We start from the raw sequence: 15,599 nt of genomic DNA on the forward strand, positions 1-15,599 counted from the left end.
CGACCTGCTAATTGCCAGGCGTGATGGGAAAGGTGTTAATCAAATTTTGTTTGACCAACATTGACCTTTAGCTAGTATTATACACGCTAACTTTATGTGTGCAAGTCAATTGCCTCTTTTTTTAGCACTTTATTTGTGCGAGTGCTAATTCATGAATGGGTGTCGATTAGCAAAAACGTCATGCCTCAGAAAAGCTTGGGCATGACGGATTAACTGACTATTTATTTCATGAAGTGTTGTGACTTAACGTAATGATGACCAGCCGTGATATCGTATTGAACTAACTGATAGTCGTGAAGCAACTGCAGCTTTTTAGAAGAAAGCTGGTGAGCGTGGATGGGGTGACCAGTTGAATCTGTATACTCAGTGGCGGCGTTGAAATTGTTGACAGAACCTTCCTTAGAGCTTGTTGACATGGCGGGCAACTGTTCTAAAAGGTCTGTTTGCAACGCGTAATAGGGCGAAACTTTAGCATTTAGTTGTTTTAAAACTAAGGCCGGAAACGAGTAGGGAGCGACTATCGGTTGATTGACTTTTTGTTTAGCCCCGTGAGCGCGAGCATAGCGATTCGAGTACACAAAGTAGTCGGTTTCGTGCAGCGCTTGACCATCCTTTCGCATCGATAAGCCATCATAAATGCCAGGCAAATGGTCACCATACCAAACTAAAGTGATTGGTCGATCGATTTGATCAAGCTGTTTAATGAACTTTTTGACTTGTTGATCGCTAATTGAGATCCCCTTGGCATAGTTTTCAATCGATCGTTGGCTTGTTTCACTGGCGAAAGCTTGACCAGTCACTTTGAATTGATTGTGCGCGTAATAGTTATCAAAGGGCATGTGATTTTGCATCGTCACCAGATTAATGAACTGACCGTTGACATGGTGTTTCAATTGGCGAAGGGTATTTTGATAAGCGGTTTGATCGGACAGATAGGGATTCGTGCCCACGTGGTGTTGATTAGTGATGGGCGAGGAACTGCCTAAATAGTCAAATTGGTTAAACCCAAACTTTTTATAAACGGTGATGCGATCATATAAATTACCCGTGTAAGGGTGGATGCCCATGGAATAAGGGAAGAGATTATTAAACGCTGGGGTGTAGGCTGCGTTTGGTACGAGTTGCGTGTACGGCGTTGGTAGTGTTGGCGAAAAATTGGTAATGGACAGGCCCGTTAGCGTTTGATATTCCATATTGGCGGTTCCACCACCATATCCTGAGCTCATCATCAAGCCAGCGGTCGTGTCATGTTTAATCGAGGAAATGAACGGAAGCGGGTTATGATTGACTTTGAGCTGCGGTACCCGACGAGGGTCGGAAAAACTTTCGCTCAAATTGAAAATAACGGTTTGTTTGCTGATATCGGTCGTTCGCGTGCGATTTATCTGACGGGCTTGGTGTTGATAGCGGTGGACGAGGCGCGTCATGGTTTGCTTAGAATAGTCAGCCGGTTTAGCCATAATTTTAACGTCGATATTATTTAAAAATTGGATAACTGGGCCGTTGATCTGTGCCCTGATGGTTTGTGAATAGAACGATGGATCATCGCCCATGGTTTTGACAAATTGACCAGGAATGCTAGAGACATGATTGAACTGAATGGGACTTATTAGGATCATTACCCCCACTATTAGTCGACTGATCCGCGATGAAGTGGACAGTGATTGGGTCTGCACGTGGCGGGTTAACCACCAAATAAGGACAATAAGTGCGACCAGAGCGATCGCGGCGAAAATTATAATTTTCTGATCGACCATGGTCAGAATATCTTTATATCCGCTGACCATTAGTACTTCTGAGGGTAAAATTGGTTCAGCCCGCAGTTGGATTTTAATTAGTGTCGCCGTGATCACGAGACCCATTGCGCCAATCGTCAGTACTAATGCAGTCCAGTATTGGTTAAATAGGGCTCGAATGATCGAGTAGATCGTGTAAATAAAAAGTAAGTTAAGCCAAATTAGGGATTGGCGCAGAAAAAAGATGGCTGGCCAGGCTGGTGCCTGATCCGGAACGATCCAAGTGGTCACTGTCCAGTTAGGGTTCATGATGACGATGCTGAAATAACTACAGAAATATAGTGAAACAAAGACAACGATGGGCTGCCAATGACGTTTAGCGAATTGATAAGGATGCTTCGTGTTTTCCAAAAGTTCATTTAATCTGAGCATCATTAATTGACGAAATTGATGGGATCGCTGAACGAGCATTAAAATGCCAACTTCTAACCAGCTGATTACGGCAATGGCCAGCAATAGTAGGATGATCAAAAGCCCGGACCAGATGAGATCGTGGTGTGAAAAGGCTGGTAACTGTTGAAAGATTAATTGTTCGAAACGCTCAGTCACCACCGGACGCGTGGTCAATTCATAGCTGAACAATCCCAATGCCAGACTGAACAAAGGAGATACCGTGGTGGAGCGACTAAAGCGAGTTGCAAACTGAAATGATAGCCGGATTGCTAATGTAAATGTCGCAAGTGTCGCTAGAATGATCAAGGGATTTGTTGCCGTTAAAAAACGCTGAGCAGTTGAAAAATCCTGATGAACAAGTAAAGAGATACTACCCATAGCAACATTTAAGGCAATTTCACCGATTAGTGAAATGACTAACACTAGGGCGCTTTGTTTGAGAGAAGGTAACTTGGCTTCGCGCAAAAAGAGACCGACTGTAGTTAGCAGTAAGCCTGCTGCAAAACTATTTATATTGCTAAAGCTGAACAAATCTTGATTGAACAAACTGGGTAAGATGAGAATTAGCCAAAAAGCCGCAATTAAGGAGGTTCGTTTAGCTATTTTAAATAGGCGAACTAGCCACGTCTGTGACGCAAGAACGATCATCACACCAAGTAGTCCGGGATACAGGTGACGTAAAATGGGCAAACAAACGTCATAAATTAGATTGGCTGACCCTGAGTTGGTTGATCTAAAATAAGCAAAGAGTAATAAGACCCCGTTTAGCAAAGTTAATAACCAGATTTGCATGATGGTTAGCCGTGGTCGATTGTGACTAAAAAAATAGCCAGTGCTGATGAATAAGAGTGGTAAACCAATCAATGTCACGGATCGCAAACCCATGGCAGCTAACCAGTGAAAGGTGAGCTGATTAACCTCTGGGCCAAGAAATCGCCCATTATTACCGAAGATGACCCAGTTGGCTAAAATTAAAATTGTCGCTAGCAATATTGTCAACCCCGGCTGAAGCCCATTTATTGTCGCGGTGTTTGTCCGGCGTTTGAATTGATAATCTTGCAAAATAGACCCCCTACTTGTGAACAAAGGACACTTATATAGTTAACCAGTATAGACTATTTTTAGGCGTAGCAAAACTGACTTAATTATCGAAACAGTGGGAAGCCGGATGAAGCAATCGGCAGGCCATCTTGAGATGACTTAAGCCAAGTTGAGAACTAACGACGATTGTCTTAGTCACAGGTTTGTGAAATAATTTAATTCGTGCCTAAAGCCGATCGTGAATGAGGTTACTTTGGGTTGAATTATTTTAAGTCATGATCGACCATCAAAGGAGTTCGTCTAACATGGTTTTTACCTTTGCAAAAAAATCGCGAGCTAAGTTATATCTAGGTTATGTTGGCTGCTTTATCCTGTTTTGTTGTTTAACGTATGGGGTTAATTTAGCATTCGGCTACTCACTCATCTCGACGCATGACGTCCTTCATCAACATGTGCCGATTATGATCAGCTATCGAGAAATATTGCTCAACTGGTGCCAGCATTTAAGTGCTGGGCCAACTCAGTGGTCCTGGCATATTGGCTTGGGTGCTGACGTGTTTCAGACTTTTTCCTACTATATAATTGGCGATCCATTTGCCTATTTAATTTTGTTGTTTAATAAAGCTCACTTGTTGTTAGGCTTTCAAGCGATTGGTTTGGTTCGCGTTTTTTTTGCCGGGTTAAGCTTTACTTACTTTGCCAGCCACTTTGATTTAAAACGTTGGACAATTTGGCTTGGCGCCATGGTTTATCTGAGCAGTGGATTTGCCATTTATGCGAGTTTGTTTCAACCCTTTTTTATCAATGCGTTGATTTTATTGCCATTATTGATAACGAGCATTGAAGCAGTCCTACAAGGGCGAACTGCTTGGGGATTTGGCTTAGTCGTCTACTTTGCCGTAGTGGCCAATTTTTATCTGGCTTTCATGTTAGCCGTGGGCGGTATTGTTTATTTGAGCTTACGATGGGTCGAATTGCCCTCGCCATTCAGTCGTGTATGTTGGCTTAACTTTGGTCGGCTAGTGATTAGCGGTCTTTCAGGATTAGCGATGACGGCCTGGATCACGTTACCGGAAATCAAGGCACTGCAAAGCTCGCCACGTTTCGATGTTCCTTTTGCCAGTGGCATGCACTGGTATTCGCTACAGTATTATCTAAGTTTGCCGACCGCTTTACTAGGCAATGTTAATGTTGATCCATTTTGGCTCAACACTTTGTCAGTTAATGTACTCTTATTGGTTGTTATTTGGACATTGATTCGATACCGCAAATTTAAACTGGTGAGTCGTGTCTTTGTCCTTACCGGGCTGTTGAGCCTGTGGCCAGGGTTTGCCGCTATTTTAAACGGGTTAACCTCACCATCGAATCGGTGGCTCTTTTTAGTCAGTTTACCGGCCGCTCTGATGACTGCCAAATTTTTACAATCGGTTGATCAGATGACAATGACGGACTGGTTACCCATTTTTAAGTGGTCGGGGCTTGTTTTGGGTGGCATTGTCGTTGCGACACTGATTATGCAAGACCAGGCTGCAACAATTTTGCCGCAAATGGCTTTCTTGATCATTTATGCCGCCATTTTTGTTATGGGGACGATCCGACCAGCGCTCTTGCGGCCCCGCGTGCTTGGTAGTTTGGTGATGCTAAATATTTTTGTAGCCTTCAATTTTGAAAACGCCGCCTATGACATTCATCAATTTTTGCCACAAGGGCAAGCAGCGGCTTTAGTTAAGGCACCATATGGGAGCGCACCAGCAGCACTCACGAATCAACCGACGTTACTAGAAACTAAGCTTTCTACGGCGGAACAACAGAATCAACCAACTTTTAGTCGGGTCAGCAATGTGAGCAATTTCAAGACGACTGCTGGTGGGATGACGGCTAATAATTTTTTGAATAATCAAGCCAATACCAGCTCGTTTTACTCCATTCAAAATGGGGCGGTCACGCAGTTTAGTCGCGATCTATTGAACAATCAACGACAGTTAAACTTACCAGTTCAACAATTTGATGATCGCACACGGATTTTGAATTTCTTAGGTGTTCACACCCTATATGCAAATTCACCACTACCAGATGACACGAATTTACCGGTCAACTATCTGCCTGCTTATGGCGAGACGCCAAGCCTGAATCAATCTTTTTATGGTGTGAACGGTAACGTGTCTGTTTATCAAACGCAGGATAATTTTCCTTTAATGTACTTTCAGCCGCGGGTTATTGATACGAAGACCTATCAACAATTGGACGCTAATGAAAAGGAAGCTAATTTGGCTAACGTCACGGCAGTTAGCGATGTTGCCGGATTAAAGACGACTAAATTAGCCGATGCCCAACTGACTCAACAAGTTGTCGATATTCCTTACCAGATTTACGATCAAAACCAACAACTAGTTACCACTAGTGGGCTCGCAAATACGGATAAAACCGCGACGTATACCATTTATATTCCACATGCAGCTGATTACGCTGGGATGGAATTGCGCGCGATGATTACCGATGTTCATTATGGCGAACCATCCTTAGGCGACCGAATTCAGATTGATCAAACCAATTCGCCCGGTATTAATGGCCAGCTTTCGTCGACTAGTAATCAGACGGCAACTCACGGCGCTTGGGATGCCTTCAAACGTGATGTTAGCAACGGATCACCAAATCAGGCTTGGCGCATTACGCTGGCAAATGGCGATATTACTAATTCTATTAGTCAGATGCCAGAAACTAATTTGAGTGAATATGAACGAACCACTAATGGTATTTTAAATTTAGGCTGGACCAGTAAGGTACCCAATGGCTTAACCATGCAGCTAGGTCAGGTCGGCCAATATTCCTTTAAGTTACAATTGGTCGGTCTGCCGATGAATAAAACCTATGATCGGCAGGTACGAAAGTTACAGCAAAATGGATTGCGACAATTGCGGTTAGGTCACAACCAGGTCACTGGCGTTGTCACCACGACAAAAAAGGGGATTTTAGCTTCTTCAATTCCTTATAGTGCCGGGTGGTCAGCGACCGTCAATGGTAAATCGGTGAAAGTCATTAAATCTGATCGGGCCTTTGTTGCGCTTAAGTTATTACACCCTGGTCGCCAACAGATTACACTTACGTATCGGACACCCGGATTACAGATGGGATGGCACATTAGTTTACTAATTGGTTTGTTGATTTGTCTTGGTGGTTTAGTTGAAGCCATGATCATTAACACAAGAATAAAGCATGGAAAGGTGAATAAAGATGACTGAAGATTACTCAGCCTTATTAGAAGGATTACGTAGTGGTGACCGTCAAGAACTGACGGTTACCCCTGATCAGTTCATGGATTTTCAGCAAGCTTTAATGAGTTATGAATTTCGTCAGCGAATTGTTGGGCAGGCAAGCCGTGGTGGTACCATTACGTACCGCTACGTCACAGATTGATCGGGGGGCTTGCTGTATGGCAAGGCGACTAGGTTATTTTGAACAATATGGATAAGCAGCTAGCTCTTCGACTACAATTTGCTTTAATTCGGACAATAATTTTATCGCGGCTTGGCCTAAATAAATTAGGCCAAAATTCAGGTAAAACAACGTGGCCGTAGCAGTCCGTCGACTGATTGGACCAGACCAATTTGAGAACGCTTACTTTACTAGGCCGAATTGGTTTGGGAATGTTGTCATTTGCAAAAAACATATGCTACTATGATACAGAAGGTGATTGACCAATCGCTGTTTTCACGGCAAAGTAATCCCTTACAAATTTGAGTTTCACAAGGAGATAAGATTATGGAATCTAAAGACTTTCACATTATTGCTGACACAGGTTTACACGCACGTCCAGCAACTTTACTAGTTCAAACGGCATCGAAGTTCTCTTCAGAGATCAACTTGGCCTACGATGGCAAGTCCGTTAACTTAAAATCCATCATGGGTGTGATGTCCTTAGGTGTTGGTAAAGATGCCGACGTAACAATTTCTGCTGATGGCGCTGACGAAAAAGATGCCATTAGTGCAATCACGGACACTATGACAAAAGAAGGCTTATCTGACTAATGACTCAGAAACTTAGCGGGATCGCCGCCAGCAATGGGGTTGCTATTGCGGCGGCTTATATGTTGGTTGATCCAGACCTCACTTTTGAAAAGCGTAACATTACTGACGCTGATGCCGAAAAGAAGCGGTTGCATGAAGCCTTAGACGCAGCAATTGCTGAACTTCAGCAAATCAAAACAGTGGCTGAAAAGAACCTTGGTGCTGATGAGGCGGAAGTCTTTGAGGCTCATATTACGATTCTGGAAGATCCAGAAATGATCGGCCAAATTGAAGGTAAGATTGATAGTGACAAAGTGAACGCGGAAGAGGCCTTGAAAGAGGTTACTGATAGCTTCATCACAATTTTTGAAGGCATGACCGATAATACCTATATGCAAGAACGAGCGGCTGACGTTCGGGATGTGACCAAGCGGGTTATGAGTCATTTGCTGGGCAAAAACTTACCGAATCCTGCTTTGATTGATTCAGAGGTCATCATCGTCGCTCATGATTTGACACCAAGTGACACGGCTCAGCTGAATCGCAAGTATGTCAAAGGGTTTATCACTGACCTGGGTGGACGGACGTCACACTCGGCGATCATGAGCCGTACGTTGGAAATTCCGGCGGTTGTTGGGACAGAAACGGCGACAACCATGATCAAGCAAGGTGACCAAGTTATCGTTGACGGCTTAGATGGTGTTGGCATCGTTTCACCAACTGCTTCTGATGTTGACGCTTACACAAAAAAAGGCGATGACTTCACCAAGCAAAAAGCAGAGTGGGATAAGTTAAAGGACGAACCGTCTGTTTCTAAAGATGGCAAGACCTTTACGATTGCAGCGAATATCGGTACCCCCGATGATGTTGCCGCTGTTAACGACGACGGCGGAGAAGCAGTTGGTTTGTTCCGTTCAGAGTTCTTGTATATGGACAGTTCTGAACTGCCAGACGAAGAAACTCAATTTCAAGCCTATAAAAAAGCAGCCGAAGATATGCATGGCAAACAAGTTGTTGTGCGAACGATGGACATTGGTGGTGATAAGCATCTTGATTACTTGCCATTACCTGAGGAAATGAATCCGTTCTTGGGTTATCGGGCAATCCGTATCAGCTTGGCGCAACCGGACTTATTCCGACCACAATTACGAGCTTTAATTCGCGCTTCTGCTTTTGGCAATATCGCCATCATGTTTCCAATGATCGGTACGGTTGACGAATTCAAGCGTGCCCGGGCCATTTATGATGAAGAACGTCAAAAGTTAATCAATGATGGCGTTAAAGTGGCGGATCATATTGATGTCGGAATGATGATGGAAGTTCCTGCTGCAGTTTTGATCGCTGATAAGTTAGCCAAATATGCTGACTTCTTCAGTATCGGCACCAACGACTTGATTCAGTATTCATTTGCAGCCGATCGGGGTAATGAGCGCGTTTCTTATCTTTATCAACCTTACAATCCGTCCTTGTTACGGCTAATTAAGCGAGTTATTGACACGGCACATGCTGAAGGCAAATGGGCTGGTATGTGTGGTGAAATGGCTGGCGATCAAGTCGCAGTTCCATTGCTAATGGGGATGGGCTTAGATGAATTCTCCATGAGTGCAAGTTCCATGTTACAGACGCGTTCTCTAATGAAACGTCTTGATACGGATTCAACTGCTCAGTTAGTAGAAAAGGCCCTTGATGCTGAGACAAATGAGGAAGTTGCCGATTTAGTGAAAGATTACATGTCACGCTTGAACTAAGTTAGCGCTTAAAAATTTGGGCAAAGCAATTAGCTTTGTTGTTTAACCAAAAAGACCACTGTCACATCAGCTTGTGCTGATGACAGCGGTCTTTTTGGCCTTATTGAGTAAAGCCGAAAATAATGGATAGATCGGCCGCTAGGATTGTATTGATTGGTCTGAAATGACATGCGTAAAAGTTTAAATTTCTCTCATTGCGTTGGCATTGATTGGCGTCCTTATTGTGAATGGGTTAAAATGAATCTAATGGTTTCACTGACTTATTTGCTATCTTAGCGGTCAATCCGTATAATGGTGCTTGTTAATTTTGAAGAACTTCGCAGTAAATTTGTGTATTTAGACGAGAAGGGGGACGCCAGCGTGAATATTGGGATTTTTACCGATACATATTTTCCGCAGGTAAGTGGTGTGGCCACTTCGATTAAAACATTGCGTGATCAATTGGAACAAAATGGCCATTCAGTTTATATCTTCACGTCAACGGATCCTAAAGTTGATAAAGACGTTTACGAACGGAATATTTTTCGTTTTCCATCAGTACCATTTGTTTCGTTTACCGATCGACGCATTGCTGTGGCCGGTGTCTTTCGGGCCTTACAAATCGCGCGAGATTTAAACCTTGACTTGATCCATACACAAACCGAGTTCTCGATGGGCTTGATGGGGAAGTTTATTGCTCACACACTAAAAATTCCTGTATTGCATACGTATCATACGATGTATGAGGATTATTTACATTACGTTGCCAACGGAAAGCTGTTACACCCTCGGCAAGTGAAATCAATGTCGCGAGCATACTTACACGGCGTTGAAGGGGTCGTGGCACCGTCAGATCGTGTGCTAACAACGCTGCGAAGTTATGGCGTTAAAATCCCCATTCGTGTGATTCCGACAGGTGTGAACTTGAGTCAGTATGAGCAAACACCGGTTGATTCTAAATTGCGACAGGAGTTACATTTCGCGGTAGACACACCAGTGTTATTGTCGCTATCGCGGCTTGCCTTTGAAAAGAACATTCACGAAATTATTATGGCGATGCCAGATGTTTTGGCACAACAACCGACCGCCCAGCTTGTGATTGTCGGCGATGGCCCCGCGCGTGAAGATTTACAAACTCAAGTCGCCCAAATGGGTCTAAATGACCACATTACCTTCACCGGTGAAATTAGTAATGACCGGGTCTCTGAGTATTATCATATGGCTGATGTGTTTGTATCCGCTAGTGATTCTGAATCACAAGGACTCACCTATATTGAGGCTATCGCAGCAGGATTGCCAATTGTAGTAATGAGTAGTCCGTACACAGATGAATTGTTAACTTCGCCCACAGTTGGAAAAGTATTTAAACAGCAAAGTGAATTGGTAGCTGATGTAGATGCCTATCTATCTGGGGCAATCGATCTGCGTGACCAGACCGTGCGACAACGTCTGCTCTATGAGATTTCAGCCGATGCATTTGGTAAACGGATTCTCCAATTTTATGCAGATGCTCAGTTAATTTATCAAGAGGACAGCGAGAAATCAGCCAAATTGAGCGATTAATCGTTTCAAACACGCGTACCGGGCTGACGACCAGTCAGTCATTGGTGGGGCGTGTTTTTTCGTTCTTATATCAACACCTTGTTACTTGAATGAAAGAGAGAGTGCAATGCTTCGAATTAATATGTTTTCTGCAGCCACCTCGGTTCCTGGTCAAGGAGTTGGCAGTGCTTATCTAGAACTCACTCAATTGTTAAAGGATCATTTGAGTGATGATTTCAATGTGCGCCTCAATCAGTGGTCACGCGCCGATATATCGCATTATCATACAGTCAATTTTTCTTACTACCTATCCACGTTTTTGCCAGGTCGAGGCGTCAAGATTGGTTACGTTCACTTTTTACCAGAAACTCTAGAGGGTAGTTTGAAATTACCGCCAATTGCTAAATTAATTTTTTATCATTATTTGATTCGTTTTTATAAACGAATGGATCATCTTGTTGTCGTGAATCCAATGTTTATTCCTAAGTTAGAAGCATATGGTATTCCCCGAGGTAAAATTACCTATATTCCAAACTTTGTTTCTCCGGTTGAGTTTCATGAATATACAGCTAGTGAAAAAGCGGCTACCCGCGCGCAATATCACGTAGATTCAAAAAAATTTACGATTCTTGGGATTGGACAGATTCAAGAACGCAAAGGGGTTCGAGATTTCATCAAATTGGCTAAAGACAACCCAGATTTGCAGTTTATCTGGGCGGGAGGCTTTTCATTCGGTCGGATTACCGACGGCTATGCCGAATTGAAGCAAGATGTGGACCAACCACCGGCTAATCTGAGCTTTCCGGGGATTGTTTCTCGTGACAAATTGATTGACTACTACAATATGGCTGATTTGTTCTTGCTACCCTCGTACAATGAACTGTTCCCGATGTCGGTTCTAGAGGCCTTTAGCTGTGGAACACCAGTATTACTGAGGGACCTTGACTTATATCGAGCCATTATCGACGGTTATTACGAAAGTGCGGCAAACGAAGCAGAAATGCAGCATAAGATTAATGGTCTGCGGACCAATCAAGCTGGTTTGCATTATTTGCATAGTCAAGGCTTATTAGCGGCTAGTCAGTACTCGCCAGAACATTTGGCTCATATTTGGCGTCAATTTTATCTTGCCCAAGCCGGTCAACACGGTTGATCAATGTCAGGTTTTAATGACCGGTTGGGACGATAATGTCGCTTATTTAGAAAGGATAAATTATGTCCCGCCGAAATCAAATCGTACTGGTGATCATGGTGATCATTGGTCTGGGCATTTTTGCTTATTCCTTGCGCAATGTTGCCCTCGCGCAGTTAATGCATGACTTAGTGCATATTAATGGTTGGTGGCTGATCTTAGCTGTTGTGTGTATGATCGGCTATCTACTGATTGAGTCGCGAATTGTACAAGTATTTGTCAAAGATCGTATCAAAGGGTTTAGCTTCAAGGATGCGTTGCGGATTCCTCTTATCGAACAGCTCTTTAATGGCATTACGCCTTTCTCAAGTGGAGGACAGCCGGCGCAACTGATTGCGATGATTCAAACCGGGGTTGATGGTGGTCGAGCGAGTTCGGTGCTACTGATGAAATTTGTCGTTTATCAAGCGATGATCGTTATTAACTTTCTAATTGCGCTAGCTATTGGTTTTCAATATTTAGCTGAAAAGCTTCATTACTTAGCCTTGTTCGTTGTGTTTGGTTTTATGATTCATTTAGTAGTTATTTTAGGACTGCTAATGATTATGTTTTGGCACTCATTCACTAAACGGATGGTGAATCTATTGATGCGCCCCTTACGTTGGTTTGTGAAACCAACCCGGTTTGCGACGTGGCAAGTGACGTTAGATCAAAAAATTGATTCATTTTATCATGAAAGTGTGCGAATTAAGTCACAATGGCGATTGATGGTGCATGTGGCATTGTTGACGTTGGCTCAGTTGAGCGTATATTATTTGATTCCATACTTCATCATGCTGTCGTTGGGGTATTCGCATGTCAATATTTTGATGGTTACCGCCCTGCATGTGTTGATTGTGATGGTAATTTCGTTATTCCCCATCCCAGGTGGTGCTGGTGGTGCAGAGTTTAGCTTTGAAGCTTTATTTGCCAGCTACATTACCAGCCGTTCCAAATTAGTGCTTGCGATGATCCTTTGGCGGGTCATTACTTACTACTTAGGGATGTTTACCGGTATGTGGGCTATGGCAATCAAGCCAGATAAAGTAACTGAAGATATAAAGGACTAAGTCGAGTTGAGGACAAACAATGAGTGAAGAAACTAACAGCGTGTTGGAAGACATCATTACCCGGCTTCGCGCGATGCAATTTGATCGTCGTCAAGCAATGCAGACTCGCTATTTTGAACAATTTGGTGTGGTTGTGTGTAAAGTGACCTACAATCGCGACACTGGTATTTGGATGTTGCAGGATGCGCGAACCAAGCCGCCATTTACCTATGATAATTTGGATATGGTGGCGGTGGCCATTTATGACGCATTAACTGAATTTAAAGCCGTTTTCTGATTTTTGTACAGATAAGAATTTATGAAGAACCCCGCCAATATTTGAAATTGGGCGGGGCTTGTTTATAATATTGACTTATTGAGTTTATATGAATAAATATAACGGCCTTAGACGTCAACTTTGACACCTAAGCCGTGGAGGATAAACAGATGGTGAAATTCTTCAATCGGTTGTATGCCAAATTAAATACAACTTTAGGCTTTTTTATTTTGATTACCGTTACATATTGGCTGACAACTTACTTAGCGTATCGCACAAAATTTACGCTTGGGGCTGAGACACCTATTCAGCAGTTCATCATGTTTATTAATCCATTGCCTACAGCCTTGTTGCTATTCGGCATTGCCCTGTATTTCCGGGGTCGGCTTGCCTATTGGCTGATGGTTATCGTTGACTTAATCCAAACGACTTGGCTGTTTGCCAACATTCTATATTATCGTGAATTCTCCGATTTCTTGTCGATTAGCATTGTGAAGGGTTCAGGATCCGTTGACAATAACTTGAGCAAATCACTGGCGGGTATTTTACACGCCACCGATCTATTGGTTTATTTGCACATCGTGATTTTGATCATTCTGCTATTGACCAAATTGATTAAGGTTGATCGACGACCGCTGAAGAAACGTTTTGCCGTGACTATGACAGTTTTTTCTTTAGCATTCATGATGGTCGATTATGGTCTATCGGTTAGAGATCGGTCAGGCTTGTTGACGCGAACATTTGATAATAACTACATTGTTAAGTATTTGGGTTTGAATGAGTATGCAGCGTTTAATGCTTATCAGACACAACAACAAGCCACTAGTCGTGAACGAGCATCTAAATCCGATTTAAAAGCTGTCCAGCAGTATCTTAAAGAAAATCCTGCCGGAGAAAATTTCCAATACTTCGGTAAGGAGCAGGGTAAAAATGTGTTTGTCTTCCATTTAGAGAGCTTCCAACAATTCCTTATTGACTACAAGTGGAAAGGTCAGGAAGTAACGCCTAATATCAATGCGTTTTACCATGATCAAAATACGCTGTCTTTTGACAATTTCTTCCATCAAGTTGCACAGGGAAAAACGTCCGATGCAGAAATGATGATGGAGAACTCTCTGTATGGGCTGCCAACTGGTTCAGCAATGATCAACTATGGCACGTCAAACACCTTCCAAGCAGCGCCGGCAATTTTAGCACAACATGGCTACACGACAGCGGCGATGCATGGAGATGTTCCTAGTTTCTGGAACCGTGGCAATACCTATAAGTCATGGGGCTATCAAGACTTCTTCAGCAAATCCTTCTTCCCCAACGCCAACAAGCCAAGCAATAATGTTGGTTACGGTTTGAAAGATAAAATTTTCCTACGTGACTCGGTTAATTATATTCAGCAACTACCGCAACCGTTTTATGCAAAGGTAATTACTGTTACAAATCACTATCCATACCTATTGGGTAAGAAAGATGCTGATTTTCCGAAGACAGATACCGGTGATAACACTGTGGATGGTTATGTTGTGACAGCTCATTATCTGGATCAAGCTTTTGGCGAATTTATCAATTACCTTAAGAAGGCTGGGTTATACGATAATTCAATGATTGTCGTCTATGGTGATCATTACGGTATTTCGAATAATCATCGTCCGGCGATTGCTAAGTTGTTGGGTAAAAAGTCGGTTAATAACTATGATTTGGCGATGTTCCAAAAAGTTCCCTTCATGATCCACGCTCCAGGAGTTCAAGGTGGTGTTAATCATACGTATGGTGGCGAAATTGATGCGTTACCAACGATGATGGACCTGTTAGGGATTAAGACAACCGGTAATTATATTATGTTAGGGCAGGATCTACTATCTACTCAGCGAAATCAAATTGTGCCTTTTAGGGATGGCAATTTTGTGACGCCACAGTACACCAAAGTAGGCAGTCAAGTTTATGACACAGCAACCGGTAAGCTGATGAAGTTGACTGCGACCCAAAAGGAGCAGGTGGCTGCCGATCAAAATCATGTCAATACGGTTCTAGGTTTATCGGATAAAGTGGTAACCAGAGATTTGTTGCGGTTCTATACACCTGTAGGTTTTAAGAAAGTAGATAAGTCCGATTATGATTATTCAGTGAGCGCCACCAAGAAGCGGCTGAAACAAGAGCAAAAGGAAGATCCAACCAGTGTTCAGGCGAAAAATGGGGGCAAGTCCACACTAAGTGACTACCAAACGGATGCTCCGGAGTTAACAAAATCGAAGTGAATGAAAAAGATTCTGCAGACGCAGGATCTTTTTTTGTTCGGAGTTTTAGTTAACTAGCGTTGCACGATACACGATTTGTCAGGGAGATACCCATAGAATATCGGAACCGTATTGAAAATAACGAACGATTTTTAAATGAGTGGTATTTTTTTCCGGAATCGTCAATTTAACTGTCGCAAGCTGTGAAATGATTTTGCGAATTGTGCTTGACCGGGGTGGGGCGTTTTGCTAAGATAACATATGTTGTCAGGGAGTGCTTGAGCTACTGCGACAGCGGTTCACACGATTCTTGATAATAAAAAAGCTTGACGAGATAATCGCCAAGTGATATATTATGAAAGTTGTCTTG

Annotated in this window: 10 protein-coding genes; 9 read left to right on the forward strand and 1 reads right to left on the reverse strand. The window is 43.0% G+C overall.

Annotation, left to right across the window (positions count from 1 at the left end):
• Window positions 1-221: 221 nt before the first annotated feature.
• Complete coding sequence (locus ACYQ0Y_RS09745; RefSeq protein ID WP_407884048.1) at window positions 222-3,251, reverse strand: LTA synthase family protein; 3,030 nt, start codon at window positions 3,249-3,251, stop codon at window positions 222-224.
• A gap of 284 nt (window positions 3,252-3,535) precedes the next feature.
• Between ACYQ0Y_RS09745 and ACYQ0Y_RS09750 the strand changes: the two genes are divergently transcribed.
• The 9 genes from ACYQ0Y_RS09750 (at window position 3,536) to ACYQ0Y_RS09790 (ending at window position 15,250) form a co-directional block, all read left to right on the forward strand.
• The gene (locus ACYQ0Y_RS09750) at window positions 3,536-6,469 is read left to right on the forward strand and encodes a YfhO family protein (protein WP_407884046.1); all 2,934 of its coding nucleotides are present in this window, start codon (window positions 3,536-3,538) and stop codon (window positions 6,467-6,469) included.
• Window positions 6,462-6,644: a hypothetical protein gene (locus ACYQ0Y_RS09755; protein WP_407884044.1), complete on the forward strand. Its 183-nt coding sequence runs from the start codon at window positions 6,462-6,464 to the stop codon at window positions 6,642-6,644. The genes ACYQ0Y_RS09750 and ACYQ0Y_RS09755 overlap by 8 nt, the downstream gene beginning before the upstream one ends.
• A 345-nt stretch (window positions 6,645-6,989) precedes the next feature.
• A complete protein-coding gene (locus tag ACYQ0Y_RS09760; RefSeq protein ID WP_017261119.1) occupies window positions 6,990-7,256 on the forward strand; it encodes a phosphocarrier protein HPr in 267 nt (88 codons plus the stop codon).
• Window positions 7,256-8,983: a phosphoenolpyruvate--protein phosphotransferase gene (ptsP, locus tag ACYQ0Y_RS09765; protein ID WP_407884042.1), complete on the forward strand. Its 1,728-nt coding sequence runs from the start codon at window positions 7,256-7,258 to the stop codon at window positions 8,981-8,983. The genes ACYQ0Y_RS09760 and ptsP overlap by 1 nt, the downstream gene beginning before the upstream one ends.
• A 360-nt stretch (window positions 8,984-9,343) precedes the next feature.
• The gene (locus tag ACYQ0Y_RS09770) at window positions 9,344-10,525 is read left to right on the forward strand and encodes a glycosyltransferase family 4 protein (protein WP_407884040.1); all 1,182 of its coding nucleotides are present in this window, start codon (window positions 9,344-9,346) and stop codon (window positions 10,523-10,525) included.
• Between the two features lie 106 nt (window positions 10,526-10,631).
• Window positions 10,632-11,657 (forward strand): glycosyltransferase family 4 protein, encoded by a 1,026-nt coding sequence (locus ACYQ0Y_RS09775; protein WP_407884038.1) that lies wholly within the window; start codon window positions 10,632-10,634, stop codon window positions 11,655-11,657.
• 62 nt (window positions 11,658-11,719) lie between these two features.
• On the forward strand, window positions 11,720-12,745 hold the full coding sequence (locus ACYQ0Y_RS09780) for a lysylphosphatidylglycerol synthase transmembrane domain-containing protein (protein ID WP_407884036.1): 1,026 nt from the start codon (window positions 11,720-11,722) through the stop codon (window positions 12,743-12,745).
• A 19-nt stretch (window positions 12,746-12,764) separates the two neighbouring features.
• Window positions 12,765-13,022: a DUF1797 family protein gene (locus tag ACYQ0Y_RS09785; protein WP_407884034.1), complete on the forward strand. Its 258-nt coding sequence runs from the start codon at window positions 12,765-12,767 to the stop codon at window positions 13,020-13,022.
• A gap of 149 nt (window positions 13,023-13,171) precedes the next feature.
• Entirely contained in the window at window positions 13,172-15,250 is a 2,079-nt protein-coding gene (locus tag ACYQ0Y_RS09790) for an LTA synthase family protein (RefSeq protein WP_407884032.1), read from the forward strand.
• The last annotated feature ends 349 nt before the right edge of the window (window positions 15,251-15,599 follow it).

The organism is Furfurilactobacillus curtus, from assembly GCF_054657915.1.